The organism is Salinispora oceanensis (genome assembly GCF_000383575.1).
Lineage (GTDB): Bacteria > Actinomycetota > Actinomycetes > Mycobacteriales > Micromonosporaceae > Micromonospora > Micromonospora oceanensis.
Window position 1 is genome coordinate 260723 of record NZ_KB911579.1, and the last position, 23872, is coordinate 284594.

Consider the following 23872-nt stretch of genomic DNA (forward strand, 5'->3'; position numbering starts at 1 on the left):
CACCCGCGAGCACTCACCACCGCCACACCCACCCGACACCAGTGGCGAACCCGGCGCCCGCCGCGTGCCCGGGTCGAGGTTGCGCGAATAGCAAGACGGACGTACGGTTTGTACTCGCAGTTAATGCAGGTAAGGGCCACCTAAGCACCGCACCGCCCCCGCCGGTGCGACAGACTGCTCAGGACTGCTCACGGCCACTGGTGTGAAGGAGTACGACGTGGCGAGCCTCGACACCTTCGGTGCGAAGACCCAGCTACGCGTCGGCGACGCGAGCTACGAGATTTTCAAGATCAACAAGGTGGAGGGGCACGACCGACTCCCCTACAGCCTGAAAATCCTTCTGGAGAACCTGCTCCGGACTGAGGACGGCGCGAACATCACCGCCGACCACATCCGGCAACTCGGCGCCTGGGAGCCGGCCGCCGACCCGAGCGTGGAGATCCAGTTCACCCCGGCGCGGGTGCTGATGCAGGACTTCACCGGCGTACCTTGCGTGGTCGACCTGGCCACCATGCGTGAGGCCGTGCGGGACCTGGGCGGCGACCCGACCAGGGTCAACCCGCTCGCCCCGGCCGAGTTGGTCATCGACCACTCCGTCATCGCCGACCTGTTCGGCCGCGAGGACGCCTTCCAACGCAACGTGGAGCTGGAGTACGAGCGCAACAAGGAGCGCTACCAGTTCCTGCGCTGGGGTCAGACCGCCTTCAACGAGTTCAAGGTCGTCCCACCGGGCACCGGCATCGTGCACCAGGTCAACATCGAATACCTCGCCCGTACGGTGATGGAGCGCAACGGCCAGGCCTACCCGGACACGGTGGTCGGTACCGACTCGCACACCACGATGGTCAACGGCCTCGGCGTGCTCGGCTGGGGCGTCGGCGGCATCGAGGCCGAGGCGGCAATGCTCGGCCAGCCGGTCAGCATGCTCATCCCGCGGGTCGTCGGATTCAAGCTCTCCGGGGAGATGCCGGCCGGCACCACCGCTACCGACCTGGTCCTGACCATCACCGAGATGCTGCGCAAGCACGGTGTGGTCGGCAAGTTCGTCGAGTTCTACGGCCCGGGCGTCAGCGCGGTGCCACTGGCCAACCGGGCCACCATCGGCAACATGTCCCCGGAGTACGGCTCCACGGTCGCGATCTTCCCGATCGACGCCGAAACCGTGCGCTACCTGGAGCTGACCGGACGCGACCCGCAGCAGGTCGCGCTCGTCGAGGCGTACGCGAAGGAACAGGGCCTCTGGCACGACCCGGCCGCGGAGCCGAACTACTCGGAGCGGCTGGAGCTGGACCTGAGCAGCATCGAGCCGTCACTCGCCGGCCCGAAGCGGCCCCAGGACCGGGTGCCGCTGGGCAATGCCAAGACCTTGTTCCGGGCCGCACTCACCGACTACGTCGCCGTGGACGCGGCCAGCGGTGAGCCGCAGCAGGGCATCAGCGGCCCCGCCGACGAGGCCAGCGCCGAGTCCTTCCCGGCCAGTGATGCCCCCGCCAACGAGGTCACCGACCCCGCTGACGCCCCGCGCGATCTGGTAACCGCGGCAGTGGGCTCCGGCGGCCGGGCCACCAACCCGATCCGGGTCACCGGCGCCGACGGCACCGAGTTCGAGCTGGACCACGGCGCGGTGGTGATCGCTGCCATCACCTCCTGCACCAACACCTCCAACCCGCAGGTGATGATCGGCGCCGCGCTGCTGGCTCGTAACGCTGTGGAGCGGGGCCTGGCCCGCAAGCCGTGGGTGAAGACCACCCTCGCCCCGGGCTCGAAGGTCGTCATGGACTACTACGAGCGGGCCGGCCTCACCCCATACCTGGAGAAGCTCGGCTTCCACCTGGTCGGTTACGGCTGCACCACCTGCATCGGCAACTCCGGCCCACTGCCGGAGGAGATCTCCGCGGCGGTCAACGAGAAGGACCTCTCGGTCGTGTCGGTGCTCTCCGGCAACCGCAACTTCGAGGGCCGGATCAACCCGGACGTCAAGATGAACTACCTGGCGTCCCCGCCGCTGGTGGTCGCGTATGCGCTCGCCGGCACCATGGACATCGACCTGGCCAACGAGCCGATCGGCGAGGACGCCCAGGGGAGCCCGGTCTTCCTGCGCGACATCTGGCCGAGCAGCGCCGAGATCCAGGAGGTCATCGCCGCCGCGATCGGCGCCGGCGGCTTCAGCTCGGCGTACGCGGATGTCTTCGCCGGTGACGAGCGGTGGCAGTCGCTGCCGACGCCGACCGGCGACACCTTCGCCTGGGAGGGCGAGTCGACCTACGTCCGCAAGCCCCCGTACTTCGAGGGCATGCGGCGCGAGCCGGCGCCGGTCCGCGACATCGGGGCGGCGCGGGTCCTGGCCAAGCTTGGGGACTCGGTAACCACCGACCACATCTCGCCCGCTGGTGCGATCAAGGCCGACTCCCCCGCGGGTCGGTACCTCGCCGAGCACGGCGTCCCGCGGCACGAGTTCAACTCGTACGGCTCCCGCCGGGGTAACCACGAGGTGATGATTCGGGGCACCTTCGCCAACATCCGGCTGCGTAACCAGCTTCGGGTGCCCGGCGCCGACTCCGCTGCCGGGGCCGCGCTTCCCGAGGGCGGCTTCACGGTCAACCACCTGACCGGCGAGCAGAGCACCATCTACGACGCCGCGGTGGCCTACCAGGAGGCGGGGATCCCGCTGATCGTCCTGGCCGGCAAGGAGTACGGGTCGGGCTCGTCCCGGGACTGGGCTGCCAAGGGCACGATGCTGCTGGGCGTCAAGGCGGTCATCGCCGAGTCGTACGAGCGGATCCACCGCTCCAACCTGATCGGGATGGGCGTCCTGCCGCTGCAGTTCCCGGCCGGCGAGACCGCCGAGTCGCTGGGCCTGTGCGGCACCGAGTCCTTCTCCATCACCGGAGTCACCGCCCTCAACGAGGGCAACACCCCGCGGACCGTCCAGGTGACCACCGACACCGGAGTCGAGTTCGACGCGGTGGTCCGCATCGACACCCCAGGAGAGGCGGACTACTTCCGGCACGGCGGCATCCTGCAGTACGTGCTGCGCCGGATGATCGGCTGAGGCGGTAACGGACGGGGCCCCCACACCGGTGTGGGGGCCCCGTCGCGTTTCCACCTGGCGGTCGGGCCCGGGTTACCTACCCGAAGCGGCTGACCGGGCGTTGCCCCGAGACAGCAGCCCGATCCCGGGTGTGATCTCGCCATGCTGTGCCAGGCTCGTGGTCATGGACGACAAGACCATCCTGAAGCGCATCTCCGAGCTGGTTGACGAGGAACACCAGCTCCGCGGCGCGGCCCAGGCCAACGAGGAGGGCACCGACGACGAGAGCCGAGACCGGCTCCGAGATCTGTCGGCGTCGCTGGACCAGTGCTGGGACCTGCTGCGCCGGCGGCGCGCCGCCCGCTCCACCCACGGCGACCCGGACGCCCAGGGCGTGCGTCCGGCGCCGGAGGTGGCGCGCTACCTCCAGTAGGGCCCGGCTCGAGCAGTCCCGCTGGCCTCGGCCCAGGTTCCGCCGGAGTGTTCAACGCAGGCCCGCCTCGCGGAGTAGGTGTTCGGTGAGGGCGAGCGGTTCAGCCTGCGCCGCCGGCAGGCCGCGGGCGACGAACCAGGTGGCAACTACCCGTACGTCTCGGGCCAGGTACTCCGGCCCCTGCGGGTTGGCGACCAGATCCACGACCTGAGGCAGATCGATGAGCACCAGCCGCCCCTCGTGCACCAAGAGGTTGTAGGGCGACAGGTCACCGTGGGTGTGGCCAGCCCGAGCGAGTACCACCAGCGCCTCAACGAGTTGTCCCCACAGGTCACGCAGGTCGGCCTCCGCCGGCCGCAGCTGCGCCAGCCGTGGGGCGGCCTGCCCCTCGTCGTGGTCACCGAGAAACTCCAGCATCAACTCGGTGCCGCGGAGCTGAACCGGGTAGGGCACGGTGATCGTGCCGTACCGGGCACCGATCTCCCACAGGCGGCCGAGCACGGCGAACTCCGCCGCCGCCCACTGTCCAGCGATCATCTGCCGCCCGAACGCGGTTCGCCGGGTCATCGCCCGCATCTCCCGGGAGCGTCGGACGCGCCGTCCCTCCAGATATCCCGCGTCCCGGTGAAAGAGCCGGTGGTCGGCATCTCGGTATCGTTTGGCCACGAGCAGGCAGGACCGATCGGTGTCGGGCACGGCGCGGCGGACGAGATGGACGTCCGCCTCCTTGCCAGTCTTGAGCACGCCCAGTTCGGTGTCCTTGGCGGCCAGCTCCGTTACCAGCCAGGCCGGGTACGGCTCTGGGCCGTGGACGGCGTCGTCCCAGGACGACCAGGTCTGGGCATCCGGCAGTGGATCGGAGTCAGCGGGCTGCGGTCCGGTTTTCCGCCCGCGCTTGGTGAAGCGTGGTTCGTCATCGTCGAAGCGGCGTCTGCCGCGGGTCCGGCGCTCCGGCGCCGGAGAGTCGTGATCGCGCACTGCGGTGAGATCCCTCGGTCGAGGTCAATGGAGACAGCTGGAAGTGACCTGTGCAGACGGCCATGATCGGCCTCCTCTCCTCGACCGGGCCACTCGCCCGGGGTGCACCGTGCGGTCCCATGCTCACCGTCGGATCGCGGCGCGGCAACCGGTATTACGCCGCGAGCACCGCGGCGAGGGCGGCGATCAGACCGTCGACTGTGAAGGTGGGGGCGAACCGTCCGTCGGTCCAGGTGCGCCCCCGGTGCAGCCAGACGCTGGGCAGCCCCACAGCCGCGGCACCGCCGATGTCCGCCTCCGGGCCGTCGCCGACCACCCAGGCCCCGCGCAGCGGCATCCGAACCCGCTGCGCGGCCAGTGCGAAGATTCGCGGGTTCGGCTTGCTGACCCCGGCCGCCTCGGAGATCACCCAGTCGGCCAGGTAGCGGTCCAGCCCGGTCCGCCGGATCTTCTCCTCCTGCTGCCGTACCGCCCCATTGCAGACCACCACCGGTATCCACCCGGCGTCGCCGACGATCTGCAGCGCACATGCCACAAGTGGATCAAGTCGGGTGCCGGCGAGCACGCCGTCGTGCAGCTCCTCCACCAGGTCGACCGAGCGGACCGCCAGCGAGTAGCGGTTACGGATCGAGTCGGCCACATCCCACCGATCGGTAAGCCCGTCCGCGTCAACGGAGAGCAGCCAATCGAGGTCACCTGGCGGTGCACCGATCTTGACCAGGAAGCGCTCGCCCCAGGATCGGAACAAATTTTCTCGATCGAGCAGGGTGTTATCCAGGTCAAGAAGGAGCAGCGGCACTCCGGCACCTTACGGGACTGAGGCGTCGGTCCGACAGGCCCAAGCAACCAAATGGCCAGAAATTTATGACAAACGGATGAAGCAGCTGGTAGGGGGAATTCGCCGAAGAGAGCGGACGCGGGGTCGCCAGTCGACGGGCCAGACCGCAAGCCGTACGTACGGTTTGCAGGACGCCGGGTGGTTTGACACGATCGACCCGTGCCCAGAGTAAGTCAGGACCAACTCGACGCGCGCCGGCAGGAGATCCTCACCGCCGCCCGGGTCTGCTTCGCCCGACACGGGTACGAGGGCGCCACCGTGCGCCGTCTGGAGGAGGCGACCGGGCTGTCCCGTGGAGCGATCTTCCACCACTTCCGCGACAAGGACTCCCTCTTCCTCGCCGTGGCCGAGGACGATGCGGCGGCGATGGTGGAAACCGTCGCCCGCAATGGCCTGGTGCAGGTCATGCGAGACCTACTTGCCCGGGCTGCCTCCCCCGACACGACGGGCTGGCTGGGCAGCCAGCTGGAGGTCTCGCGCCGCCTCCGCACCGATCCCGCGTTCGCCCGGCGGTGGACCGAACGGTCCGCGGCGATCGCCGAAGCCACCCGCGACCGCCTACTCCGCCAGCGCGAGGCGGGCGTCCTGCGCGACGACGTCCCCATCGAAGTGCTCGCCCAGTTCCTGAAGCTGGCGTACGACGGTCTGGTCCTGCACCTGGCGATGGGACGCCCGGCCGACGACCTCGGACCGGTACTCAACCTGGTTGAGGAAGCCGTCCGTCGGCGTTGACCATCCCTGCCCATCCCCGCTCCGGCGGCCCTCCTTCCGTTGGCACAGGTGGCCCACAATGGGTTCCGTCCCCCACGACAGGAGTGTCCGATGGTCCTCCTCGCCGCCCCCAGCAACACCTGGGGCATTCCCGGCCCAGTTTTCCTCGGGCTTTACCTGGTGACCGCCGCCGTTCTCGTCGCCATCGCACTCCTACGTCGAAACGAGATACTAAACGGATCGACGTACGATGCCAGCCTGCTCAGCCCCCAGCAGGTCGCCTACCTCCGCGGTGGTGCGCCGCTGGCGGTCTGGGCAGCTCTCGCGGGACTCCGCAGCGCTGGTGCGATCAACGTGAACCCGGACCGGCGCTTGACCGCCAGCGGTTCGCCGCCCAGCAACAGCGCCGCGTTGGACCAGGCCATCCACCTCGCCGCCAGTCGGGGCCTACGTGCCCAGGAGCTCAGCAGAGACCGAGGAGTGCGACAGGCCGTCCACCAGCTCCGCGCTGACCTGGTGCGACACGGGTTGGCGCTGTCCGACGAGCAGCGGGCTACCCTGCGCAACACGGCACTGCTACTCACCGGCCTGTTCGCAATCGGCATGCTGCGGCTCGGGGCCGGTCTGGCGAACGAACGCCCCATCGGCTGGCTTTTTCTGGCCCAAGTCGCGCTGTTGGTCGTGATAGTTCTGCTCTTCCGGCGTCCCTGGCGCACCCGGACCGCCGACCGGGTTCTACGCCGGCTACGCCACCGGCACACGCACCTGGCACCCCACCACAATCCGGCCTATGCCACTTATGGCGCCGCCGGGGCGGCGATGGGCGTCGCCCTCTTCGGCACGGCCGCTCTGTGGGCCATGGATCCCGGCTTCGCCGAGCAGGCACAGATCCAGCAGCAGTTCCTGGCCGGTGGGTCGGCAGCCGGCGGGGGCGGGACCGCCGGCGTAGGTAACGGTGGTGATGGCGGCAGCTGTGGCGGTGGCGGTGGGTGCGGCGGATGACCGGTCCGGTCGGATTGGGCATCGGATGGCGGCCCGAGATCGCTGGCTTCGTCGCCGGGCTCCCCGGGCTACCGTTCGTCGAGGTGATCGCCGAATCGGTGCCGGCCGCCGGTCCGCTGCCGGCTGAGCTCACGGCGTTGCGGGAACGCGGCGTGGCCGTCGTGCCGCACGGGGTGCGGCTCTCCCTCGGCGGCGCCGAACCGGTCGACCCTGCCCGGGTAGCTCACCTGGCCGCGGTGGCTGAGCTGACCGACGCGGCCCTGGTGAGCGAGCACATCGCCTTCGTCCGGGCCGGCGGGTTGGAAGCTGGTCACCTGCTACCCCTACCGCGCAGCAGGGAGGCGGTGACGGCGGTCTGCGCCAACGTCGCCCGCGCGCAGGCCGAACTGCCGGTGCCAGTCGCGCTGGAGCCGGTCGCCGCGCTCTTCGACTGGCCCGACGACGAACTGGACGAGGCGGCGTTCCTCACCGAGATCCTGGACCGCACCGGTGCCCACCTGCTGCTCGACATCGCCAACGTCTACGCCAACGCCCGCAACCGCGGCGCCGACCCGCTCGATCTGCTGGACCGGCTGCCGCTGGAACGAGTCGCGTACGCGCACGTGGCCGGCGGGGCCGAACAGGACGGCTACTACCACGACACCCACACCAGCCCGGTGTCCCCGCCGGTACTCGACCTGGTAGGTGAGCTGTGCACTCGCCACAGACCACCGGCCCTGCTGCTGGAGCGGGACGGAAACTACCCCCCGGCCGCTGCCCTCCGCGCCGAGTTGGACGCGCTCGCCGCCGTCGGTGGCCTGCCGGTGGTCACATGAACCCCGCCAGCCCGGCGAACGTACCGGCGACGCGGCCCACCGACCCGACGGTGACCACGCTGGCCGCCCGGCAGGCCGCCCTCGTCGCCGCCCTGGTGGCCGGCGCCCCGCCGCCACCAGGTTTCGCTCCGGAGGCGCTGGCCGCGACCCGGACCGCCCTGCTGCGTAAGCGGGCCGGCGAGACGGCCCGGTACTGGCCACTGCTCGCCACCGGCCTGCACCCGCGGTGGCTGGAGGTGTTCCAGCACTGGGCCGCCGGGCGGCCGCCCGCCGGTGCCCTTTGCGAGGGTTGGGAGCTGGCCCGCCAGCTACAGCGCGCGGGCGAACTGCCGCCGTTGGGAGCGGACGAGTTGGCCTGCTGGCAGGCTGGCTACCACTACCCAGAGCCGGGACGCCCGCCCCGGCCGCGCCGCCTGCCGTCCTGGGGGCGGGTCGGCGGCGCCGTCGCGATCCAGTTCGCCGGGCGGGTACGCCTCCTGCGCTCCGCCCGCCGCCGCACCTAGCTCGCCCCGCCTGCGGGCGCCGAATACGGCAGGATCAGGGCATGGAGCTCGGCTTGAACGACCGCGTGTACGTGCTCACCGGCGCTTCCCGGGGCCTCGGCTACGCCACCGCCGAGGCGCTCGTCGCCGACGGGGCGCGCGTCGTCCTCGCCGCCCGGGACGCCGAGGCGGTGAGCGCCGCCGCCCACCGCCTCGGTGGCCCCGCGTGCGCCGTCGGCGTGCCCGCCGACCTGGCCGACCCGGAGCTGCCCGAACGGCTGACGGCGACCGCCCGGGAGGCGTTCGGGCGGCTGGACGGCGCGCTGGTGTCGGTCGGTGGCCCACCGCCGGGTAGCGCGGCCACCGTGAGCGACGAGCAGTGGCGCAGCTCCTTCGAAACAATCTTCCTCGGCACCGTCCGGATGGTCCGGACCGTCGCCGCCGCGCTGCCCGACGGCGGGGCGATCGGGCTGGTGCTGTCCATCACGGCGCGGGCGCCGCTGGCCGGCCTAGGCATCTCCAACGGCCTCCGGCCCGGCCTGGCCGGCGTCGCCAAGGACCTGGCCGACGAGTACGGCCCCCAGGGCGTCCGTGTGGTGGGGCTGCTGCCGGGGCGGATGCTGACCGACCGGAACGCGCAGCTCTTCGCCGCCGCCGGGGACCCCGAACAGGCCCGCGCCGCGGCGGAGGCGGAGATCCCGCTCCGCCGGCTGGGTGAGCCGGCGGAGTTCGGCCGGGTGGCGGCGTTCGTGCTCTCCCCCGCCGCCAGCTACCTGACCGGAATCACGCTACCGGTGGAGGGCGGCGCGCTGCGCGGGCTGTAGTCACCAGTCCCCGGGCAGTAGACGCCGGTCGGGGACACCGGATGTGGGCTAATTAGCGGCGGCCGGCGGCAACGCCTCCTCGGCGACGTAGGAGCGCATCGGCAGCGTCACCGGTTCCGGTCCGGTCGCGTCCTGGTACGGCGTGGGCGAGTCGGCGACCGCGAACTGCGTCCGGTACAGCTCGGCGTAGAGCCCGCCCAGGACAACCAGCTCCTCATGTCGCCCCCGCTCGACGATCCGCCCCTGATCGAGTACGAGAATCTGGTCGGCCTCTCGCACCGTGGAGAGCCGGTGCGCGATGACCAGCGCGGTCCGCCCCGTCAACGCGACCGAGAGCGCCTGCTGCACCGCTGCCTCGCTTTCCGAGTCCAGATGCGCGGTGGCCTCGTCCAGGATCACGATCGAGGGTGCCTTGAGCAGCACCCGGGCGATCGCGATGCGTTGCTTCTCCCCACCGGAGAAGCGGTAGCCGCGCTCCCCCACCACCGTGTCCAGGCCGTCGGGCAACGCCCGCACGAGGTCCGCCACCTGAGCACCGGCGAGGGCAGCCCAGAGTTCGTCGTCGGTGGCCGTCGGCTTGGCGTACCGCAGATTCTCGGCGATGGTCTCGTGGAACAGGTGTGAATCCTGGGTGACGACCCCGATCTCGTCGCGCAGCGAGTCCAGGCTGGCGTCCCGGACATCAACCCCGCCGACGAGCACCTGGCCGTCGGTGACGTCGTAGAGCCGAGAGATCAACATGGACAGCGTCGACTTGCCCGCGCCGGAGGGCCCGACCAGGGCGACCATCTGCCCCGGCTCGACGGTGAACGACACGCCCCGGAGCACCGGCTCGGTGGCGGTCCGATCGAGCGCGGCGACCTCCTCCAGGGAGGCCAGCGAGATCTCGGCGGCGCTCGGGTAGCGGAAATGCACCGACCGGAACTCGACCCGACCGTCGCCCCGCGGCACGGTGACAGCAGCGGCCTTCCCGGTGATGGCGGGTTGCAGGTCGAGCACCTCGTAGACCCGGTCGAAGGAGACCAACGCGCTCATCACGTCAACCCGGACGTTGGAGAGCGCGGTGAGTGGCCCGTAAAGCCGGGTGAGTAGTAGCGCGAGCGTGACGACGGTGCCGGCACTGACGCTGCCGGTGACCGCCAACCATCCGCCCAGCCCGTAGGTGAGCGCCTGCGCGAGCGAGGCGACCAGCAGCATGGCCACGAAGAAGGTCCGCGAGTACATCGCGGACTGGATGCCGATGTCCCGAACCCGCTCGGCCCGCGCGGCGAACCGGCGTGCCTCGTTGTCGGGCTGGCCGAAGAGCTTGACCAGCAGTGCTCCGGAGACGCCGAAGCGCTCGGTCATCGTCGCGTTCATCTTGGCGTCGAGGTTGTAGGACTCGCGGGTGATCTCGGCGAGGCGCCGCCCGACCCGGCGGGCCGGAATGATGAACACCGGTAGCAGCACCAGCGACAGTGCGGTGATCTGCCACGACAAGGTGAACATCACCGCCGCGGTGAGCACCAGCTGGATGACGTTGCTGACCACCCCGGACAGGGTCGAGGTGAACGCCCGCTGGGCCCCGAGTACGTCGTTGTTGAGTCGGCTGACCAGCGCGCCGGTCTGGGTCCGGCTGAAGAACTGCAACGGCATGCGCTGGACGTGGTCGTAGACGCGGGTCCGCAGGTCGAGGATGATGCCCTCACCGATGCGGGCCGAGTACCACCGCTGGGCGAGCGAGAGCAGCGCATCTGCCACCGCGAGCGCGGCGATGACCAGCGCCAGTCGAACGATCAGGGTGGATGCCTCGCTGCCACCCCGCGTGATGGCGTCGATCACCTTGCCGGCGAGCACCGGGGTGGCAACCCCGATCATCGCGGCCAGCACGACGGTGGCCAGGAAGACGACGATGTCCCGCCGGTAGGGCTGGGCGAAGCCGACGATCCGACGCGCCACCCCGCGCTGGAGCCGGTGCGCCGAGATCTCGTCGTGGCTCCGCATCGACCGGAGCATGCTCCAGCCGCCTATGCCGCCGCCGGACATCGGATTGGACACGGTCACCTCCGGGTCATCGGGCCGACCACAACCTCCGGGTCGATTCTCCCGACGCCTGTGACAACCCGGTAAGTAACCCGAATCTTCCCGTACGGCCCTTACGGGCGCTGACAGGTGCCAGCGCCCCGCCCGGTTATTCTCCCCGGCCGGCGAGTTCCCGCAGCCGCCGGGTCTGTGCCTCCCGCTCCGCCCGTTCCTGCTCGGCCGGGGTGCGGTCGGACGCGCCGGCGAGCAACGCCTTGATCTCTACGACCGCGTCCCGGTCGTTGGCGAGCAGCCCCGCCGTCAGGTCGCTGACCGCGCCGGCCAGCTCCCCGGTCGGCACGACCAGAGTCGCCAGCCCGATTCGGTCCGCCTCGGCAGCGTCCAACCGCCGCCCGGTGGCGCAGAGCTCCAGCGCGCGCGAGTAGCCCACAAGCTCGACCAGGCGCTTGGTGCCGGCCAGGTCGGGGACCAGGCCGAGTGTCACCTCCGCCATGGAAAACCGGGCATCCTCGGCGAGAACCCGCAGGTCGCAGGCGAGCGCCAGCTGAAACCCGGCACCGATCGCGTGCCCCTGCACCGCCGCAATCGACACCAGGTCGGGGCGATGCAACCAGGTGAAGGCATCCTGCAGCTCGGCGATCCGGTCCGCGCACTCCGGCTCGGGCAGGGTGGAAAGCTCGGCGAAGGAGCCCGGCCCGGAGGCACCGGCCACCGACAGGTCGAGGCCGGCGGAGAAGGCCCGGCCTTCACCGCGGACGACCACGACGCGCACGTCGCCGGGGAGCTTCCGGGAGAAGTCGCGCATCGCTTGCCACATCGCCGGAGTCTGCGCGTTGAGCACGTCGGGCCGGGCCAGGGTGACCGTAGCCACCGCACCGTCGCACTCCAGCCGGACCCCGGTCGCCGCGGCAGTCACCGGGCGGCCCGGGGAACGGTGTTGATGGGTGGCGCCGCTCGGCGGGTCACGCCTTCTTGCGACGCCGGGCGCCGCCGCGCTGCCGCAGCTGCACCCCGGACTCGGTGAGCACCCGGTGGATGAATCCGTAGGAGCGGCCGGTTGAGGCCGCGAGCGCACGGATGCTCTCCCCCGAGGTGTACCGCTTGACCAGGTCCTTGGCGAGCGTCTGACGCTCGGCCCCGACGATCCGGCGACCCTTCTCAGTGCTGGTGGCTGTGCCAGTGGCTGCCATGCTGTGTCCTCACGTCCCAGACTGTGCGGTTCGGATACGGTCCCACCTATTAGACCGTCTCGAACGATCATGCGCCAGATATCAACTAATCGCCAACCGACACGCTATGTAATGTCGGCTACCCGATAGGCAGAACTGGCGGCCCATGATCGGTCAGGCCAGCTCAACCAGCTCCAGGAGGTCGTCGCTCCAGGCGTCCTCGTCCCCGTCGGGCAGCAGGATGGCCCGGTCCGGCTTGAGTGCGGCTACCGCCCCCGGATCGTGCGTGACCAGCACGATCGCCCCGGGATAGCGAGCGATCGCGTCCAGCACCTGCTCCCGGCTGACCGGGTCGAGGTTGTTCGTCGGCTCGTCCAGTAGCAGCACGTTCGCCCCGGAGCAGACCAGAGTAGCCAGTGCCAGCCGGGTCTTTTCCCCACCGGAGAGCACCCCGGCGGGCTTCTCCACGTCCTCCCCGGAGAAGAGGAACGCACCCAGAATCCGGCGCAGGTCCGTGTCACTCTGCTCCGGCGCGGCGCTGCGCATGTGTTCCAGAATCGTCCGCTGGACGTCCAGGGTCTCGTGCTCCTGGGCGTAGTAGCCCAGCCGGAGCCCGTGTCCGGGCCGCACCTCGCCGGTGTCCGGTTCCAGCAGTCCACCGAGGATCCGCAGCAGGGTGGTCTTGCCGGCACCGTTGAGGCCAAGGATCGCCACCCGGGATCCGCGGTCGACCGCGACATCCACATCGGTGAAGATCTCCAACGATCCGTACGACTTCGACAGTCCACCCGCGGTCAGCGGGGTACGACCGCACGCCGCAGGCGTGGGGAAGCGCACCTTCGCCACCTTGTCGCCGACCCGCACCTCCTCCAAACCGGAGAGCAGCCGCTGGGCCCGACGGGCCATGTTCTGGGCGGCGACGGTCTTGGTGGCCTTGGCCCGCATCTTGTCCGCCTGCGCCATCAGCGCACCGGCCTTCTTCTCCGCGTTGGCCCGCTCCCGCCGGCGACGCCGCTCGTCGGTCTCCCGCGCCTCCAGGTACGCCTTCCAACCCAGGTTGTAGACGTCCACCACCGAACGGGTGGCGTCGAGGAACCAGACCTTGTTGACCACCGCCTCCAGCAGCGCGGCGTCGTGGGAGATCACGATCAGGCCGCCCTTATGGTTGGCGAGGAAGCCGCGCAGCCAGGTGATCGAGTCAGCGTCCAGGTGGTTGGTCGGCTCGTCGAGCAGCAGAATGCCGCCACCGTTCTCGCCCGCGTCGCGGAACAGGATCCGCGCCAGTTCGATCCGACGGCGCTGGCCGCCGGAGAGGGTGCCGATGGTCTGGGCCAGCGCCCGGTCGGGGAGCCCGAGGTTGGCGCAGATGCGGGCCGCCTCCGCCTCGGCCGCGTACCCGCCCAGCGAGGCGAACTGGTCCTCCAGCGCGCCGTAGCGGCGGACCAGCTTATCGTCGGGCGTCTCGGCGAGCTTCCCCTCCAGCTCGGTCATCCGGGCCATCAGCTGGTCGAGGCCGCGGGCGGAGAGGACCCGGTCGCGGCCGGTCACGTCGAGGTCACCGGTGCGTGGGTCCTGCGGCAGGTAGCCGATGTTGCTGCGACGGTCGAGCTGACCGGCGTACGGCTGCCCCTCGCCGGCCAGCACCTTCAGCGTCGTGGTCTTGCCGGCGCCGTTGCGGCCGACCAGGCCGATCCGGTCCCCCGGCTGTACCCGCAGCGTGGTGTCGGAGAGCAGGATTCGGGATCCGGCGCGGAGTTCCAGGCCGGTGGCAGTGATCATGTCGGATGACTCGCTCTCGGGGTGGAAAGGCTGACTCAGGGCACGCGAAAGCACCGGCGGGCCGGAGGACCGTCGGTGCGGGGCGGTTCAGCCTTCGCAGAGCAGCACGCGGCAAGTGTACCGGGACACGCCCCGCCCGGTCCTGCGGATTACCCCCGCCAAGATCACTGACCGGCCCGGGGCCGCCCGTCGTTGGCCGGCACCGACCACCGGTCAGGTGGCGGATCCGGCGTTGCGCGCGGTCCCCATCTCGGGATCACGGACGAGGATGTAGACGGCTCGGGCCGCGGGAATGGCGTCGAGCAACACGGCGCGGCGGGGCTCCGGCACGGTCAGCAGACGCTCGGCACGCAGCCCGACCAGCGGAGCCAGCCGACGATCCGCGAGCACCGTATCCACCGTCCGGCGATCCCCACCACAGACCAGGGCCGCGAGCGTCGGAGCCGCCGGCAGCAGCAGGCGCATAGCCAGCTCGACCGCGTCCGCCACCGCCGCCTTCGCCTGGTTCTCCCGCCGCCGGGCGAACCGCTGCTGCGACCAACCGCCGGCAGCTGTCCGGCCCTGCACGTAGTGCGTATCGACCTTCGACACGACCAGCTCCGTTCCCTCGGCGACGCCGAGGGCCACCGCACCCTTGCGGGCGAGCAGCAGGCCGATCCGCCGGGGCCGGGACACGGCCGCCAGGAACCCATCCAGGTCGACCGCGCCGGGAGCGCCGGGCGGGGTGTGCAACTCGGCGGTCGCACCGTCCGAGGCGGTTAACAGCAGCCCGTACTCCTGCGGGGTGGAGATCGACGGACCGTGCCGGTCGGCGAAGCCGGCAACCCAGCGAGCGGCCCGGCCCGGGTCCACCTCGACCCACCGGCCGCCTCCCGCTGCGGGCCTACTACGCACACCTCGAACCTACCGCTGCCCGCCGGCTCCCCTTCGTCGGGTCAGGCCGACACGAGCGTGACGACGACGAGCGCTCCGATGGTGCTGGATATCAGGGCCGTGCCGAGCCGGCCGCGCGGGCCGGCGAGGATCCGGCCGGCCAGCATGCCACCCCTGGCGACCACCAGTTGGCAACTCGCCGAGGCGAGAAACACCCCGAGCAGGAGCACCGCAGCGGCCGGCAGATCCGGGACAGCGGGGGCCCGGTAGCCGAGTACAAGCATCGCGAGATAGAACATGGACACGGGATTCAACAAGGTCAACATCAGTATCCAGACGAATACCCGCGGCCGCGGCTCCAAGTCCCCGCGGCCCACGACCGACCGGCCAACAATGTCGGGGGCGCCGGCCGTGGATGTAGCTTCGGCATCCGGGCCGGCAACCGCACCCGAGCGGGCGGAACGCCGCGTCGCGGCGTGGGTTGCCAAGGCGAGCAGTACCACCGCGGCGCCCACCCGCACTGGGCCGGCGGCCGAAGCGAGCACCCAGGCCAACGCGACACCGCCGAGGATCGCAACGGCCACGTACAGACCGTTGGCGAGGGCGACGTTGAAGGCCGCGGCCGTCTCCACCCGCGACGCGATCGGCGCGACCTGCAGGACAAGTACCGCGAAGACGCCGACCGGGATGGCCACGACCAGGTAGCCAAGACCCTCGGCTACAGCCGAAGCGGCTGCGAACAGGCCATCGGCCAGCACGACGCCGAGGGCCACGGCCACACCCACCCGCGACGCGGTCCGCCTGACCCGCCACAGGACGAGTACCGCGAAGACGCCGACCGGGATGAGCAGGCCGAAACCGGCGGCCAGACCTAACAGAAACGCATCGATCACACCGTGATCCTGCGTCGCCCCCAACGCCCGCGGCTATCGGCTTTCCGACGGAGGCGACGCAGCGCCTGGCACAGTGGATGCGGCGGAGGGCACCGTGGTCAGACGTTGAAGCCCAGCGCCCGAAGCTGCTCGCGCCCCTCGTCGGTGATCTTGTCTGGTCCCCACGGCGGAAGCCACACCCAGTTGATCCGCATCTCGTTGACCAGGCCGCCCCCCGGACCGGTGGTCAGGGCCGACCGCGCCTGGTCCTCGATGACGTCGGTCAGCGGGCAGGCCGCCGAGGTGAGCGTCATGTCCAGCGTGGCGACGTTGTCGTCGTCAACGTGGACGCCGTAGAGCAGGCCCAGGTCGACCACGTTGATGCCCAGCTCGGGGTCGACGACATCCTTCATCGCCTCCTCAACGTCGGCGACGGCGGCCTTGCCGGCCTTCGCGGCCGGCACGCCCGCCGGAGCCGCCGCACCGGTCGCCCCATCACCCGGGGCCGACGTGGCCTCGGTGGCAGTGTCCTCGCTCATCCCTGAACCTCCGTCGGGCTCGTGTCCACACCGGCGCGTGCCGCGGCGTCCTTGAACGCCATCCACGGCAACAGCGCGCACTTAACCCGGGCGGGGTAGCGGGCGACGCCCGCGAAAGCCACCCCGTCCCCGAGTACCTCCTCGTCCGGCGTGACCTCGCCCCGGCCGGACATCAACTCCACGAACGCCGCGTGCACCGCGAACGCCTCGGCGGCCGGACGGCCGGCGAGTAGCTCGTGCAGCACACTCGCCGAGGCCTGGCTGATCGAGCAGCCGTACCCGTCGTACGAGACATCGTGCAGCACCGCACCGTCGGTGGCGACCCGGACGGTCACCTCGTCCCCGCAGGTCGGGTTGACGTGGTGCGCCTCGGCGACGGAAGCCGCCGGGTCGTCCGCGTCGCGCAGCCCCCGGCCGTGCGGGTGCTTGTAGTGGTCCAGGATGATCTCCTGGTAGAGCTGGTCAACCTGCATCAGGCGAACACCTTCCGCACCTGCTCCAGCCCCGCCACCAGGGCGTCGATCTCCTCCGTGGTGGTGTAGAGGTAGAACGAGGCCCGGGTCATGGCCGGCACCCCGAACCGGGTGCAGACCGGGCGGGCACAGTGGTGACCGACCCGCACCTGCACGCCCAGCGAGTCGAGCACCTGCCCGACGTCGTGCGGATGGATGTCACCCAGCGCGAACGAGATCGTCCCGCCCCGGCCCACCGGAACGTTCGGCCCGAAGATCCGCAGCCCGGGCACCGTCGCCAGGGCGTCCAGGGCGTACGCGGTGAGTTGCTTCTCGTGCCACTGGATGGCCCGCATGCCGACCCCGGAGAGGTAGTCCACCGCCGCGCCCAGCGCGACCGCCTCGGCGATCGGGGGGGTACCCGCCTCGAACCGGGTCGGCGGCGGGGCGAAGGTCGACCCCGACATCGCCACCGTCTCGATCATCGACCCACCGCCGAGCACCGGCGGCATCGCCGCGAGCAACTCGGCGCGGCCCCAGAGCACGCCGATGCCGCTCGGGGCACACATCTTGTGCCCGGTGAAGACGATGAAGTCCGGGTCGTAGTCGACCACATCCATCGGCATGTGCGGCACCGACTGCGAGCAGTCGAGCAGCAGCAGCGCGCCGACCTCCCGGACCCGCTGCGTGATCCGGGACGTCGCGTTGACGGTGCCGAGAATGTTGGACATGTGCACCAGCGAGACGATCTTCGTCCGCTCGTTGACCAGGTCCGTCAAGCCCGACTCGTCCAGCCGACCGTGGTCGGTGACCGGGAACCAGCGCAGGGTGGCGCCGGTGCGCTCGCAGAGCAACTGCCAGGGGACGATGTTCGAGTGATGCTCCATCTCGGAGATCACCACCTCATCACCCGGGCCCAGCCGGAACCGCGGGTCGGCGTCGGGACGCAGCGACGCGTTCGAGAAGGCGTACGCCACGATGTTGATCGCCTCGGTGGAGTTCTTGGTGAACACCACCTCGTCCGGGCTCGGGGCGTTGATGAAGGCGGCGACCTTGGCGCGCGCGCCCTCGTACGCCTCGGTCGCCTCGGTGCCCAGCGTGTGCACCGAGCGCGACACGTTCGCGTTACGCCACTCGTAGTGCTCCCGCAGCACGTCGAGCACCTGCCGTGGCTTGTGCGACGTGTTCGCGCTGTCCAGGTAGACCAGCGGGTGCCCGTTGACCTTCCGGTCCAGGATCGGGAAGTCAGCGCGCACCGCCGCCACGTCGTAGCTTGGCACGTCGCCGTACTGCGGCATACCCGGTGGAATCGCGATGGTGGTCATCGTGACCGGCCTTTCCTTGAGGTCGTCAGGCCCGCGCCGAGCCGGCCCCGGCGACGTACCGCTCGTAACCCTCGTCCTCGAGCTTGTCGGCCAGCTCCGGGCCGCCCTCCTCGACGATCCGGCCGGCGACGAAGACGTGCACGTGGTCCGGCTTGATGTACCGCAGGATCCGGGTGTAGTGGGTGATCAGCAGCAGCCCGGTGTCGCCGGTCTCCCGGACCCGGTTTACGCCCTGGCTGACCACGCGGAGCGCGTCCACGTCGAGGCCGGAGTCGGTCTCGTCGAGGATCGCCACCTTCGGCTTGAGCAGCTCCAGCTGCACGATCTCGTGCCGCTTCTTCTCGCCGCCGGAGAAACCCTCGTTGACGTTGCGCTGGGCGAACGCCGGGTCCATCTGCAGGCGCTCCATGGAACCCCGCAGCTCACCCGCCCAGGTGCGCAGCTTCGGTGCCGCACCGTCGATCGCGGTCTTCGCGGTGCGCAGGAAGTTCGCCACCGACACCCCGGGAACCTCGACCGGGTACTGCATGGCCAGGAAGAGGCCGGCGCGGGCCCGCTCGTCCACGGACATCTCCAGGACGTCCGCGCCGTCGAGGGTCACCGAACCACCGGTGATCTCGTACTTCGGATGCCCGGCGACCGAGTAGGCCAGGGTGGACTTGCCGGAGCCGTTCGGGCCCATGATGGCGTGCGTCTCCCCCGACCGGACGGTCAGGTCGACACCGTGCAGGATCGGCTTGAGCTCACCCTCGGGCAGCTTGACCGACACCTGCAGGTCACGGATCTCAAGGGTGCTCATTATCGGGTCACTCCATTGCTTGGCATCGGGCGGCCGTCGGCGCCCACTGGGATGTAGATGTCGCCGTCGCGGATCTCGACGGGGTAGACGGGGACGGGTTCGGTGGCGGGTAGCCCGGTCGGCTCGCCGGTGCGCAGGTCGAACCGCGAACCGTGCAGCCAGCACTCCAGGGTGCAGCCCTCGACCTCCCCCTCGGAGAGGGCCACCGCGGCGTGCGAGCACTCGTCGTAGACGGCGTAGAAGGCGCCGTCCGCACCGTGCACGATCGCGATCTTCAGACCGTCAATGTCCGCGCTGACCACGCTGCCCTTCGGCACGTCCTCGGCGGAGCAGATGCGAATCATCACGCACCGGCCTTCGCGGCGTTGTCCCCGCTCACGTACGTGGGGTCGGCGAACTCGCTCTCCCCACTGGCCAGCCGGGCCTCGATCGCCGTGCCGAGGCGCTCCCGCAACGACTCGACCGGGATCTTGTTGAGCAGCTCGGCGAAGAAGCCGCGGACCACGAGGCGCCGCGCCTCGGCCTCCGGAATCCCCCGGGCCATCAGGTAGAACAGCTGCTCATCGTCGAAGCGACCGGTCGCGCTCGCGTGACCGGCGCCGGCGATCTCCCCGGTCTCAATCTCCAGATTGGGTACGGAGTCCGCCCGCGCCCCCTCGGTGAGCAGCAGGTTTCGGTTGATCTCGTAGGTGTCGGTGCCGGTCGCCTCGGCCCGGATCAGCACGTCGCCGACCCAGACAGTACGGGCGCTCTCGCCCTGCAGGGCACCCCGGTAGCCCACGTAGCTGCGGCAGTCCGGGACCGAGTGGTCCACCAGCTGCCGGTGCTCCAGGTGCTGCCCCTCGTCGGCGAAGTAGACCCCGTACAGCTCGGCCTCGCCGCCCCGCTCGGTGTACTCCACGGTGGTGTACTGCCGGACCAGGTCGCCGCCGAGGCTGACCTGGACGTGCAGTACCCGGGCGGCGCGCCCCAGCCGCACCTTCAGGTGCTGCGCCTGCACCGCGTCGTCGGCCCAGTCGGCGACGGTGACCAGGGTCAGCTTCGCGCCGTCGGCGACCGAGACCTCGACGTTGTCGGCGAGCGTCGCCGAACCGACGTGCTCGAGCACCAGCGTCGCTTCGGCGAACCGGCCCACCTCGACGAAGGTGTGCCCGAAGGTGAGTTCGTCGACGCCCTCGCCGACCACCCGCAGGGTCACCGGCTCGGCCAGTACGGCCTCATCGGCGATCCGCACCAGCTGCGCCTGCGCCGCACCTCGGTACGCGAGCGCACTGATCCGGTCCACCGGCACGAGTACGCTGCCGATCCGCGGATCGTCCTTCGCGACCGACTCGACGGTGACGCCCGTGGGCAGGTCGCCGTACTCGTGCCGGACCGCACCCGCGCTGGCCGGCACCTCGCCGGTCAGGCCCCGCAGACGGTTGAGTGGGGTGAAGCGCCACTCCTCCTCCAGGCCGGTGAGGGCCGAGAAGTCGGTGACATCGTATGAGCGCAGCGCCTGCGACTTGGTGCTGGGCGGCGCGGAAGCCTGGGTAGTCATCTCTTCCTTGGTTCTGTTCTGCGACGACGGTGTCAGTAACGGGGACGGGTCGGGTCCGTCACGGCCGCGGCGGCCTCAGCCGACCGCGCCCTCCATCTGCAGTTCGATCAGGCGGTTGAGCTCCAGGGCGTACTCCATCGGGAGCTCCTTGGCGATCGGCTCGATGAAGCCACGGACGATCATCGCCATCGCCTCGTCCTCGCTCAGCCCCCGGCTCATCAGGTAGAAGAGCTGGTCCTCGCTGACCTTCGATACGGTCGCCTCGTGCCCCATTGACACGTCGTCCTCGCGGATGTCGACGTACGGGTAGGTGTCCGAGCGGGAGATGGTGTCGACCAGCAGCGCGTCGCACTTCACGGTGCTCTTGCTGCTGTGTGAACCCTCCAACACCTGCACCAGACCGCGGTACGAGGTGCGACCGCCACCGCGGGCGATCGACTTCGAGACGATGGTGCTGCTGGTGCGCGGTGCGGCGTGCACCATCTTGGCACCGGCGTCCTGGTGCTGGCCTTCACCGGCCATGGCCACCGAGAGCACCTCACCCTTGGCGTGTTCGCCGGTCATGAAGACCGCCGGGTACTTCATCGTGACCTTGGAACCGATGTTGCCGTCGATCCACTCCATGGTCGCGCCCTCGTGGCACACCGCGCGCTTGGTGACCAGGTTGTAGACGTTGTTCGACCAGTTCTGGATGGTGGTGTAGCGGCAGCGGGCGTTCTTCTTAACGATGATCTCCACGACGGCGCTGTGCAGCGAGTCCGAGGAGTAGATGGGGGCGGTGCAGCCCTCGACGTAGTGCACGTACGCACCCTCGTCAACAATGATCAGGGTCCGCTCGAACTGGCCCATGTTCTCGGTGTTGATCCGAAAGTAGGCCTGGAGCGGGATCTCCACGTGCACGCCCTTCGGCACGTAGATGAAGGAGCCACCGGACCAGACCGCGGTGTTCAGGGCGGCGAACTTGTTGTCGCCGACCGGGATCACCGTGCCGAAGTACTCCTTGAAGAGGTCCTCGTGCTCCTTGAGCGCGGTGTCCGTGTCGAGGAAGACGACGCCCTGCTCCTCCAGGTCATCACGGATCTTGTGGTAGACGACCTCGGACTCGTACTGCGCCGCCACGCCCGCAACCAGCCGCTGCTTCTCCGCCTCGGGGATGCCCAGCTTGTCGTAGGTGTTCTTGATGTCCTCCGGCAGCTCCTCCCAGCTGGTCGCCTGCTTCTCGGTGGAGCGCACGAAGTACTTGATGTTGTCGAAGTCGATCCCGGTGAGGTCGGCGCCCCAGGCCGGCATTGGCTTGCGATCGAACAACCGCAGCCCCTTGCGCCGCAGGTCGAGCATCCAGGCCGGCTCAGCCTTCTTGGCCGAGATGTCCCGCACGACCGCCTCGTTGAGGCCACGCTGCGCGACGGCCCCGGCCGCGTCGGGGTCGGCCCAGCCGTACTCGTAGCGACCGAGGGCGGCGAGCTGCTCCTCCTGGGTCAGGGGCTGAACGGTCTGCTCGGTCATCTATCTGTCCTCACAGTGGTGACGGTCTTACTGGACTGAACATGCCCCGGCTGGGCCGGAATGTGCGTCGTGCACACCCCATCGCCATGCGCGATGGTCGCCAGGCGCTGCACGTGGGTGCCGACCAGCCGGGAGATCACCGCGGTCTCGGCCTCGCACAGCTGGGGGAACTCGGCGGCCACATGCGCCACCGGGCAGTGATGTTGGCACAGCTGCCCCCCCGAGGCGATCGTGGAGGCGTTGGCAGCGTAGCCCTCCGCGGTCAGGGCGGCGGCGAGTGCCTCCGCGCGGGCGAGCGGGTCGTCGCCGGCGTCTTCCATGGCCGCCAGACAGCGGGTCTCCAGGGCGGAGACCTGCTCGGCGGCGAAGGCCGCCACCGCCTCCGATCCCCCGCCACGGGCGATCCAACGCAGCGCGGCGGTGGCCATGTTGTCGTAGTGGTGGGTGCCGCAGCGACCGCGGGCCGCCTCGGTCAGCAGAAAGACCTTGGCCGGACGGCCGCGCCCGCGGTGACCTCGGACCGCCGGATCACGGGCGAGGACATCTCCCTCGGCGAGCATCGCGTCCAGGTGGCGTCGAATCGCGGCGGGGCTGAGCCCGAGCTCGCGCCCCAGCTGCGCGGCGGTGGTGGCACCCCGCTCCAGCAGCAGCTGGGTAACCCGATCCCGGGTTGACGGGTCGGCGACGGTCGACCCACCGGCGAGCCCGACAGGCGCCGGCTGGCGCCCCGATAGCCCCGCCGCGTTTTTCACAACGCCAACGTTACGTAATTCGCCGGAGGCCTGCAAACCCGGGGTCCGGTGATCCAAAACACCGTTGTGGCGAAGCCGCCCGAGGGGGCACCACTACGATGCGTAGGATTTGCGCCGTGACTGTCGCCGCCCGGTTCCCGGTCTCCACCACCATGCTGCGCCGGCTGGCGTTCGCCAACATTCTCGCGAACGTGCTGATCGTCGTTACCGGCGGGGCCGTCCGGCTGACCGCCTCCGGCCTGGGCTGCCCCACCTGGCCCCGCTGCACCGACGCGTCGTACACCGCCACGCCGGAGATGGGCCTGCACGGGGCGATCGAGTTCGGCAACCGGTTGCTCACCTTCGCGGTCGGCATCGTCGCCATCGCCGTGGTGGTGGCCGTCCTGCTACACCGACCACGCCGACCCGGCCTGCTGCCGCTCGCGGTCGCGGTCCTGCTCGGCATCCCGGCGCAGGCGGTGATCGGTGGGATCACCGTCCTCACCAAGCTCAACCCGTGGGTGGTCGGGCTGCACTTCCTCGCCTCGATGGTCGTGATCGCCCTCGCGTACACCCTCTGGCGCCGGATCGCGGAACCGGACGGCCCGACCGTGCCGGTGGTGCCCGGGCCACTGCGCACCCTCGCGGTGATCACGACCGTGGTCTGCGTGGCGGTACTCGTGGTCGGCACCTGGGTCACCGGCAGCGGCCCACACGCCGGTGACGGTGGGGCGGCCCGCAACGGCCTCGACGCCGAGCAGATCTCCCAGGTCCACGCCGATGGGGTGTTCCTGCTGATCGGCCTCTCGGTGGCCCTGGTCTTCGCGTTCCGGGCGGTGGGCGCCGCCCGCCCCGCCCGGGCCGCGCTGGTGTTGGTCGGGGTGGAGGCGGGGCAGGGTGTGATCGGCTACGTGCAGTACTTCACCAACCTGCCGGCGCTGCTCGTCGGCGCCCACATGCTCGGCTCCTGCCTGGTGCTGCTGGCCACCCTCGCGGTACTCCGGTCGACCCGGGAACGCCAACCGGCCGTCACCCCCACACCGACCAGCGCCCGCGACACCGCGACTGAGCCCTCGGTCCCCGTTCCCGCCGGAGTCGGTCCCGTCCAGGCCTGAATCGTCAGCCCCGGCCGATTGGCGAGGTCGGGGGAG

General features: G+C 70.3%; 24 protein-coding genes. 8 read left to right on the forward strand and 16 right to left on the reverse strand.

Translation table 11 applies throughout. The features are described 5' to 3' along the window. Positions 1-202 precede the first annotated feature (202 nt). Together SALPAC4_RS0100985 and SALPAC4_RS0100990 are read left to right on the forward strand one after the other, a co-directional pair. Positions 203-3052 carry an aconitate hydratase gene (locus SALPAC4_RS0100985; protein WP_019868780.1) on the forward strand — a complete coding sequence of 950 codons (2850 nt, stop codon included), beginning with the start codon at positions 203-205 and terminating at the stop codon, positions 3050-3052. Positions 3053-3215: 163 nt separating this feature from the next. Further along, on the forward strand, positions 3216-3464 hold the full coding sequence (locus SALPAC4_RS0100990; protein ID WP_033664338.1) for a DUF2630 family protein: 249 nt from the start codon (positions 3216-3218) through the stop codon (positions 3462-3464). Between the two features lie 51 nt (positions 3465-3515). Here SALPAC4_RS0100990 and SALPAC4_RS0100995 read toward each other — a convergent pair whose 3' ends face one another. Both SALPAC4_RS0100995 and SALPAC4_RS0101000 read right to left on the reverse strand, forming a co-directional pair. Continuing rightward, positions 3516-4442 (reverse strand): serine protein kinase RIO, encoded by a 927-nt coding sequence (locus tag SALPAC4_RS0100995; protein ID WP_019868781.1) that lies wholly within the window; start codon positions 4440-4442, stop codon positions 3516-3518. A gap of 154 nt (positions 4443-4596) precedes the next feature. Then, on the reverse strand, positions 4597-5241 hold the full coding sequence (locus tag SALPAC4_RS0101000; protein WP_019868782.1) for an HAD family hydrolase: 645 nt from the start codon (positions 5239-5241) through the stop codon (positions 4597-4599). A 198-nt stretch (positions 5242-5439) separates the two neighbouring features. Between SALPAC4_RS0101000 and SALPAC4_RS0101005 the strand changes: the two genes are divergently transcribed. From SALPAC4_RS0101005 to SALPAC4_RS0101025, 5 genes are all read left to right on the forward strand, one after another. Further along, on the forward strand, positions 5440-6012 hold the full coding sequence (locus tag SALPAC4_RS0101005; RefSeq protein WP_018731671.1) for a TetR/AcrR family transcriptional regulator: 573 nt from the start codon (positions 5440-5442) through the stop codon (positions 6010-6012). A 90-nt stretch (positions 6013-6102) separates the two neighbouring features. After that, positions 6103-6993, forward strand: coding sequence for a TIGR04222 domain-containing membrane protein (locus SALPAC4_RS0101010; RefSeq protein WP_019868783.1), 891 nt, complete (start codon positions 6103-6105; stop codon positions 6991-6993). Beyond that, a complete protein-coding gene (locus SALPAC4_RS0101015) occupies positions 6990-7808 on the forward strand; it encodes a DUF692 domain-containing protein (protein ID WP_027644757.1) in 819 nt (272 codons plus the stop codon). The genes SALPAC4_RS0101010 and SALPAC4_RS0101015 overlap by 4 nt, the downstream gene beginning before the upstream one ends. Next, complete coding sequence (locus tag SALPAC4_RS0101020; RefSeq protein WP_019868785.1) at positions 7805-8311, forward strand: hypothetical protein; 507 nt, start codon at positions 7805-7807, stop codon at positions 8309-8311. The genes SALPAC4_RS0101015 and SALPAC4_RS0101020 overlap by 4 nt, the downstream gene beginning before the upstream one ends. 41 nt (positions 8312-8352) lie before the next feature. After that, positions 8353-9114, forward strand: a complete 762-nt coding sequence (locus SALPAC4_RS0101025; protein WP_019868786.1) for an SDR family oxidoreductase — start codon at positions 8353-8355, stop codon at positions 9112-9114. 48 nt (positions 9115-9162) lie between these two features. Here the strand turns inward: SALPAC4_RS0101025 and SALPAC4_RS0101030 are convergent, their stop codons facing one another. The 14 genes from SALPAC4_RS0101030 to SALPAC4_RS0101095 all read right to left on the reverse strand — a co-directional run bounded on the left by SALPAC4_RS0101030 (position 9163) and on the right by SALPAC4_RS0101095 (position 22742). Further along, positions 9163-11139 (reverse strand): ABC transporter ATP-binding protein, encoded by a 1977-nt coding sequence (locus SALPAC4_RS0101030; protein WP_033664975.1) that lies wholly within the window; start codon positions 11137-11139, stop codon positions 9163-9165. 145 nt (positions 11140-11284) lie between these two features. Further along, positions 11285-12052: an enoyl-CoA hydratase/isomerase family protein gene (locus SALPAC4_RS0101035; RefSeq protein ID WP_019868788.1), complete on the reverse strand. Its 768-nt coding sequence runs from the start codon at positions 12050-12052 to the stop codon at positions 11285-11287. A gap of 46 nt (positions 12053-12098) precedes the next feature. Beyond that, the gene (locus SALPAC4_RS0101040; protein WP_007462679.1) at positions 12099-12326 is read right to left on the reverse strand and encodes a helix-turn-helix domain-containing protein; all 228 of its coding nucleotides are present in this window, start codon (positions 12324-12326) and stop codon (positions 12099-12101) included. 153 nt (positions 12327-12479) lie between these two features. Then, a complete protein-coding gene (locus tag SALPAC4_RS0101045; RefSeq protein ID WP_018731667.1) occupies positions 12480-14084 on the reverse strand; it encodes an ABC-F family ATP-binding cassette domain-containing protein in 1605 nt (534 codons plus the stop codon). A 213-nt stretch (positions 14085-14297) separates the two neighbouring features. After that, positions 14298-14978 carry an acVLRF1 family peptidyl-tRNA hydrolase gene (locus tag SALPAC4_RS0101050; RefSeq protein ID WP_263404813.1) on the reverse strand — a complete coding sequence of 227 codons (681 nt, stop codon included), beginning with the start codon at positions 14976-14978 and terminating at the stop codon, positions 14298-14300. A gap of 41 nt (positions 14979-15019) precedes the next feature. Further along, on the reverse strand, positions 15020-15712 hold the full coding sequence (locus tag SALPAC4_RS0101055) for a hypothetical protein (protein WP_397537978.1): 693 nt from the start codon (positions 15710-15712) through the stop codon (positions 15020-15022). A 236-nt stretch (positions 15713-15948) separates the two neighbouring features. After that, a complete protein-coding gene (locus SALPAC4_RS0101060) occupies positions 15949-16368 on the reverse strand; it encodes a metal-sulfur cluster assembly factor (RefSeq protein ID WP_018744265.1) in 420 nt (139 codons plus the stop codon). Continuing rightward, positions 16365-16841: a Fe-S cluster assembly sulfur transfer protein SufU gene (gene sufU, locus SALPAC4_RS0101065; protein WP_018216245.1), complete on the reverse strand. Its 477-nt coding sequence runs from the start codon at positions 16839-16841 to the stop codon at positions 16365-16367. Before sufU ends, SALPAC4_RS0101060 begins: the two co-directional genes overlap by 4 nt. Beyond that, on the reverse strand, positions 16841-18145 hold the full coding sequence (locus tag SALPAC4_RS0101070; protein WP_019868791.1) for a cysteine desulfurase: 1305 nt from the start codon (positions 18143-18145) through the stop codon (positions 16841-16843). Before SALPAC4_RS0101070 ends, sufU begins: the two co-directional genes overlap by 1 nt. 25 nt (positions 18146-18170) lie before the next feature. Continuing rightward, positions 18171-18944, reverse strand: coding sequence for a Fe-S cluster assembly ATPase SufC (gene sufC, locus SALPAC4_RS0101075; RefSeq protein ID WP_018731662.1), 774 nt, complete (start codon positions 18942-18944; stop codon positions 18171-18173). Continuing rightward, complete coding sequence (locus SALPAC4_RS0101080; protein ID WP_027644760.1) at positions 18944-19288, reverse strand: non-heme iron oxygenase ferredoxin subunit; 345 nt, start codon at positions 19286-19288, stop codon at positions 18944-18946. Before SALPAC4_RS0101080 ends, sufC begins: the two co-directional genes overlap by 1 nt. After that, complete coding sequence (sufD, locus tag SALPAC4_RS0101085; protein WP_019868793.1) at positions 19288-20484, reverse strand: Fe-S cluster assembly protein SufD; 1197 nt, start codon at positions 20482-20484, stop codon at positions 19288-19290. Before sufD ends, SALPAC4_RS0101080 begins: the two co-directional genes overlap by 1 nt. Positions 20485-20559: 75 nt before the next feature. Beyond that, positions 20560-21990: a Fe-S cluster assembly protein SufB gene (gene sufB, locus SALPAC4_RS0101090; RefSeq protein WP_012014297.1), complete on the reverse strand. Its 1431-nt coding sequence runs from the start codon at positions 21988-21990 to the stop codon at positions 20560-20562. Further along, the gene (locus SALPAC4_RS0101095) at positions 21987-22742 is read right to left on the reverse strand and encodes a helix-turn-helix transcriptional regulator (protein WP_018731659.1); all 756 of its coding nucleotides are present in this window, start codon (positions 22740-22742) and stop codon (positions 21987-21989) included. The genes sufB and SALPAC4_RS0101095 overlap by 4 nt, the downstream gene beginning before the upstream one ends. 98 nt (positions 22743-22840) lie before the next feature. Between SALPAC4_RS0101095 and SALPAC4_RS0101100 the strand changes: the two genes are divergently transcribed. Next, complete coding sequence (locus tag SALPAC4_RS0101100; RefSeq protein ID WP_033664335.1) at positions 22841-23836, forward strand: COX15/CtaA family protein; 996 nt, start codon at positions 22841-22843, stop codon at positions 23834-23836. The last annotated feature ends 36 nt before the right edge of the window (positions 23837-23872 follow it).

Coding starts and splice junctions, on each gene's coding strand:
- SALPAC4_RS0100990 (WP_033664338.1), top strand. CDS start 3,216: ATGGACGACAAGACCATCCTGAAGCGCATCTCCGAGCTGGTTGACGAG.
- SALPAC4_RS0101010 (WP_019868783.1), top strand. CDS start 6,103: ATGGTCCTCCTCGCCGCCCCCAGCAACACCTGGGGCATTCCCGGCCCA.
- SALPAC4_RS0101015 (WP_027644757.1), top strand. CDS start 6,990: ATGACCGGTCCGGTCGGATTGGGCATCGGATGGCGGCCCGAGATCGCT.
- SALPAC4_RS0101020 (WP_019868785.1), top strand. CDS start 7,805: ATGAACCCCGCCAGCCCGGCGAACGTACCGGCGACGCGGCCCACCGAC.
- SALPAC4_RS0101025 (WP_019868786.1), top strand. CDS start 8,353: ATGGAGCTCGGCTTGAACGACCGCGTGTACGTGCTCACCGGCGCTTCC.
- SALPAC4_RS0101030 (WP_033664975.1), bottom strand. CDS start 11,139: ATGTCCGGCGGCGGCATAGGCGGCTGGAGCATGCTCCGGTCGATGCGG.
- SALPAC4_RS0101040 (WP_007462679.1), bottom strand. CDS start 12,326: ATGGCAGCCACTGGCACAGCCACCAGCACTGAGAAGGGTCGCCGGATC.
- SALPAC4_RS0101045 (WP_018731667.1), bottom strand. CDS start 14,084: ATGATCACTGCCACCGGCCTGGAACTCCGCGCCGGATCCCGAATCCTG.
- SALPAC4_RS0101060 (WP_018744265.1), bottom strand. CDS start 16,368: ATGAGCGAGGACACTGCCACCGAGGCCACGTCGGCCCCGGGTGATGGG.
- sufU (WP_018216245.1), bottom strand. CDS start 16,841: ATGCAGGTTGACCAGCTCTACCAGGAGATCATCCTGGACCACTACAAG.
- SALPAC4_RS0101070 (WP_019868791.1), bottom strand. CDS start 18,145: ATGACCACCATCGCGATTCCACCGGGTATGCCGCAGTACGGCGACGTG.
- sufC (WP_018731662.1), bottom strand. CDS start 18,944: ATGAGCACCCTTGAGATCCGTGACCTGCAGGTGTCGGTCAAGCTGCCC.
- SALPAC4_RS0101080 (WP_027644760.1), bottom strand. CDS start 19,288: ATGATTCGCATCTGCTCCGCCGAGGACGTGCCGAAGGGCAGCGTGGTC.
- sufD (WP_019868793.1), bottom strand. CDS start 20,484: ATGACTACCCAGGCTTCCGCGCCGCCCAGCACCAAGTCGCAGGCGCTG.
- sufB (WP_012014297.1), bottom strand. CDS start 21,990: ATGACCGAGCAGACCGTTCAGCCCCTGACCCAGGAGGAGCAGCTCGCC.
- SALPAC4_RS0101100 (WP_033664335.1), top strand. CDS start 22,841: ATGCGTAGGATTTGCGCCGTGACTGTCGCCGCCCGGTTCCCGGTCTCC.